Source organism: Paraconexibacter sp. (assembly GCF_041602235.1).
In the GTDB taxonomy this organism is placed as follows: domain Bacteria; phylum Actinomycetota; class Thermoleophilia; order Solirubrobacterales; family Solirubrobacteraceae; genus Paraconexibacter.
In genome coordinates, this window is the sequence record NZ_JBFIGP010000323.1 from 1 (window position 1) to 4,058 (window position 4,058).

The 4,058-nt window shown below is 74.9% G+C and carries 5 protein-coding genes, 1 tRNA gene and 1 riboswitch; of the genes, 5 read left to right on the forward strand and 1 reads right to left on the reverse strand.

Features of this window, described 5'->3' with window-relative positions:
• Positions 1-68: 68 nt before the first annotated feature.
• Positions 69-141: transfer RNA gene (locus ABYE80_RS18060), tRNA-Thr, on the forward strand.
• 45 nt (positions 142-186) lie between these two features.
• On the opposite strand, the gene bluB is transcribed toward ABYE80_RS18060, so the two are convergent.
• Entirely contained in the window at positions 187-1,947 is a 1,761-nt protein-coding gene (bluB, locus tag ABYE80_RS18065; protein WP_372791696.1) for a 5,6-dimethylbenzimidazole synthase, read from the reverse strand.
• 98 nt (positions 1,948-2,045) lie between these two features.
• Positions 2,046-2,164, forward strand: a riboswitch (cobalamin riboswitch).
• A 51-nt stretch (positions 2,165-2,215) separates the two neighbouring features.
• Here bluB and ABYE80_RS18070 point away from each other — a divergent pair.
• The 4 genes from ABYE80_RS18070 to ABYE80_RS18085 all read left to right on the forward strand — a co-directional run.
• Positions 2,216-2,404, forward strand: a complete 189-nt coding sequence (locus tag ABYE80_RS18070; protein WP_372791697.1) for a CbtB-domain containing protein — start codon at positions 2,216-2,218, stop codon at positions 2,402-2,404.
• A 15-nt stretch (positions 2,405-2,419) separates the two neighbouring features.
• The gene (locus ABYE80_RS18075) at positions 2,420-3,184 is read left to right on the forward strand and encodes a CbtA family protein (protein ID WP_372791698.1); all 765 of its coding nucleotides are present in this window, start codon (positions 2,420-2,422) and stop codon (positions 3,182-3,184) included.
• A gap of 7 nt (positions 3,185-3,191) precedes the next feature.
• Positions 3,192-3,779, forward strand: coding sequence for a histidine phosphatase family protein (locus tag ABYE80_RS18080; protein WP_372791699.1), 588 nt, complete (start codon positions 3,192-3,194; stop codon positions 3,777-3,779).
• Positions 3,776-4,058, forward strand: a 283-nt coding sequence (locus ABYE80_RS18085) for a cobalamin biosynthesis protein (RefSeq protein WP_372791700.1), incomplete at its 3' end; no start/stop codon positions are given. The genes ABYE80_RS18080 and ABYE80_RS18085, both read left to right, overlap by 4 nt.

Here is a 4,058-nt window from a genome sequence, read left to right on the forward strand (position 1 = left end):
CCAGCCTACGCCCCCGGTGGGCGGTCGGGGCGCGACCTCACGCGAGGGCCGCTATCCTTGCCCGCCACGCCCTCCTAGCTCAGTTGGTAGAGCACTTCCATGGTAAGGAAGGGGTCACCGGTTCGAGTCCGGTGGAGGGCTTGGCCAGATCTCCCGGCACGTGGGGGTTCTTGCGTATCGCGGCGGTCAGCGCTCGGCGAACGTCCCCATCTGCCGGTGCAGATGGCCGGCCTGGGCGAGCAGCGGGAGGGCGAGCAGGGCGCCCGATGCCTCCCCCAGCCGCAGGCGCAGATCGAGCAGCGGCTCGAGGCCGAGCTCCTGCAGGACGAGGGCGTGGGCGGGCTCCGCGGAGCGGTGACCGGCGAAGAGCACGTCTGCGACGAGCGGATCCTCGCGGACCGCGCAGAGCGCGGCGACGCTCGTCGCGAAGCCGTCTAGCACCACCGGGATGCGGGCGTGCGCGGCCGCGGTCGCGGCCCCTGCGAGCGCCGTGAGCTCGAGCCCGCCGGCGCGCCGGAGCGCCTCGCGGCCGGGGACGGGGAGGCGGGATCCGGCGCGGTCGAGCACCGCCTGGACGACCGCGGTCTTGCGCACGATCCCGGCGTGATCGGTGCCGGTTCCGCGACCGACGAGCCGGGCAGGCTCGGCGACGCCGAGCAGCGCCGCGAGCGCGGACGCCGTGGTCGTGTTGCCGATCCCGATCTCGCCCAGCACGAGGGCGTCGACGCCGCGGGCGATCAGGTCGCCGGCGAGTTCCTCGCCGGCCCGCCAGGCCGCGTCGAGCTGCTCGGCTGTCAGCGCATCACCGATGACGAGATCGGCTGTGCCGTCGGCGACACGGCAGTCCGCAACACCGTCCGGACGGTCCCCCCGCAACCCCAGGTCGGCGACGAGCAACTCGTGTCCGCTCGCTGCGGCGAGCACCGCGACGGCGGTCTCGGCCCGCGCGGTCGCGGCGACGATGTCGGTGGTCACGGTGTCGTCGAAGAGGCTCGTCCCGCGGTCGACGTGGCCGTGATCCGCCGCGCAGACGAGCACGCCGGCGCGCAGGCCCGGCGGTGGCGCGGCACCGGTCACGGCGGCCCAGCGCTCGACGTGCGTATGCAGCGCTCCGAGGCTCCCGCCGGGCGCCACGAGCGCGTCGAAGCGGTCGCGCGCCGCGGCCGCGGCGACGCGATCGGGGCCGGGGTTCCCCGTGGCGCTCGCGCTGACGGGCGCCTCCGGGTCCCAGCACTCCTGCATCACCACGTCATCCAGCGGCAGGCGAGTCGCCCACCCGGCCGCCTCCAGGCCGGGGCGCACCGGGCGCTCGTCCGGCCAGCCGAGGCACAGCCAGGCCATCGGCTCCACGCGTTCCGGGATCCCCAGCAGTTCGCGCAGGTCGCGCGGGCGGTAGAAGCTGACCCAGCCGACCCCCAGGCCCTCGGCGCGCGCGGCGAGCCACAGGTTCTGGATCGCGCAGGCCGTGGAGTAGACGTCGGTCTCCGGGATCGTCCCGCGACCGAGCACGTTCGCGCCCGGGTCGCCGTGGTCGCAGCAGACGACGACCCCCAGCGGCGCCTCGACGACCCCCTCGATCTTCTGGTCCAGGAAATGGCGGGCGCGCTCGTCGAACCGCTCGGCCTGGCGCAGGCGCTCGCGCTGACACAGGCGGCGCATCGAACTGCGCGTCGCCACGTCACGGACGACGACGAATCGCCACGGCTGCATCAGCCCGACGGAGGGTGCGCGGTGGGCCGCTGCAAGCACCCGCCCGAGCACGTCGTCGGGGACCGCATCGGGACGAAAGCGCCGGATATCGCGGCGTTCTGCGATGACGCGGTGGACGACCTCAAGAGCGTCGTCGGCGTACCGCCAGGCCTCGGGGTCGGCGGCACGCTCCGCTGCCCGCGAAGGGTCGAATCCCGCCGGGGTCGGCGGCCGCAGGAAGGCGTCGGAGGACGACACGGGGGGCGCAGAGTACGTCATCGCCGGAGCGACACCCGCCGCGCTGGCATCGGCGGCGCCCGTCCGCTAGGTTGGCCGGCGTACTCGTGGCGGCGCGCAGGAACCCGGTTGAAATCCGGGGCGGTCGCGCCACTGTGTCCGGGGAGCGAACCTCACGAAGCCACGGCCCTGATGGGCTGGAAGGCGAGGCGAGCAGCGATCCGGGAGCCAGGACACTCCGCCCGCCACGGCCCATCGATTCGGGACGCTCAGATCCCGGGAGGCCCACATGAACGCAACCCAGACGACCACGCCGGTCCCGCTCCGCGACCTGGCTCCGGCACTGCTCGCCGCTCTCGCGATGCTGCTGCTCGTCCACATCGTCCAGTTCGACCAGGGCGCGGTCTCGCAGACCGGCACGCTCCTGCACGAACTGGTCCATGACGCCCGGCACCTGCTCGGCGTCCCGTGCCACTGATCGGCTGAGGCCGACATGGTCTGGGCCCCCGTCCGCCGGGGGCTCGCTCTCGGCGTGATCGCCGGCCTGCTGGCCGGTCTGTTCGCGTTCCTCGTGGGTGAGCCACTGGTGCAGGACGCCATCGACATCGAGGAGTCGAAGGCGGCGGCGCACGCGTCGCTGACCTTCATCCCCGCGCACATCTCCGACCTCGTCGTGTCGCGCGAGGCGCAGCGCGGCGGGCTGTTCCTGGGGAATGTCGCGTACGGCATCGCGATGGGCGTGATCTTCAGCGCCGTGTTCCTGCTCGTGCGCGGTCGCGGCCGGCCGCGCAGCGACTGGCATCTCTCGGTGCTCGTCGCCGGATCCGCGTTCGTCGCGCTCGCGCTCGTCCCGTTCATCAAGTACCCGGCGAACCCGCCGGCGGTCGGCGATCCCGACACGATCGGGGAGCGGACGTGGCTCTACCTGACGCTGCTGGTGGGCGGTGCCCTCGCGGTGCTCGCGGCCGTGCGGGTGGGCCGGATCGCGGAGCGCGGCGGTGCGGGCGAGCCGTGGCGCCGGCCGGTCGCGATGCTGCTCACCTTCGCCGGCCTGGTGCTGGTGCTGGTGGTCGCGCTGCCGGACGTCGACGAGGTGCCCGCCAACTTCCCGGCGTCGCTGCTGTGGAAGTTCCGGCTGTCATCGCTCGGCACGCAGGCCGTGTTCTGGTCGGCGCTGGGGATCGGCTACGGGATCGCCGCGGAGCGGGCGGCGCGACAGGTCTCCGCCGTGCGGACGCCGGTGCGGGCCGCGGCCTGACCGTCCTATGCGACGCCTCGTCCTCCTGCGTCACGCCCGGACCGCCGCGGTCCGCGGTGCTGCGTTCCCGGTGGAGGGCGAGCCGCTCGACGCGGCCGGCGAGGCGGACGCGCGGGTGGCCGCCCCCGGGGTGGCTGCCGCCGGCTGGGCCCGCGACGGCGTGGCCTGCAGCCCGCTGGCACGGGCGCGGCGGACGGCGGAGCTGCTCGGGCTTTCGGGAGCAGTCACCGACGTCGCTCTGCGCGAGGCGGACTTCGGGTCGTGGGCCGGGCGGTCGCTGGAGGAGGTCAGCGCCACGGAGCCCGACGTGGTTGCCGCCTGGATGGGGGATGCCGACGCCGCGCCGCACGGCGGGGAGTCGTTGCGGGTGCTGCTCGGGCGGGTCGGCGACTGGCTCGACCGGCAGGCGTCGCACGACGGGCGGCTGCTCGCGGTGACGCACGGCGGGGTGATCAAGGCCGCCGTCGTCCATGCGCTCGAAGCGCCGATCGAGGCCTTCTGGCGGGTGGACATCGCGCCGCTGCACGCGGTGGAGCTCCACGGCTGGGACGCGCGATGGACCGTGGCCGGGATGAACGTGCCGGTGGGGACATGAGCGCGGTCGGCCTGCTCGCGGGGTTCGGCGCGGACGCGCTGCTCGGCGATCCGCGGCGCGGACATCCGGTCGCCGGGTTCGGTGCGGTGGCGGCGCGGGTCGAGCGGGGGCTGATCGGGGGACCGGCAGCCGACGCGCACCGGCGCGGCGCGGGCGCGGTCGCCCTGCTCGTGGGCGGCGCGGCCGCGGGCGCCGAGCTCGCCGCGCGCGCGGCGGAGCGCCGCCGACCCCGTGAGGGCCGCATCGTGGTCCTGACGGTGCTGACCTGGTTCGCTCTCG

Bases quoted from the DNA above. Each gene is read 5' to 3' on its own strand.
- ABYE80_RS18070 (WP_372791697.1), top strand. From the start codon at position 2,216: ATGAACGCAACCCAGACGACCACGCCGGTCCCGCTCCGCGACCTGGCT.
- ABYE80_RS18075 (WP_372791698.1), top strand. From the start codon at position 2,420: ATGGTCTGGGCCCCCGTCCGCCGGGGGCTCGCTCTCGGCGTGATCGCC.
- ABYE80_RS18080 (WP_372791699.1), top strand. From the start codon at position 3,192: ATGCGACGCCTCGTCCTCCTGCGTCACGCCCGGACCGCCGCGGTCCGC.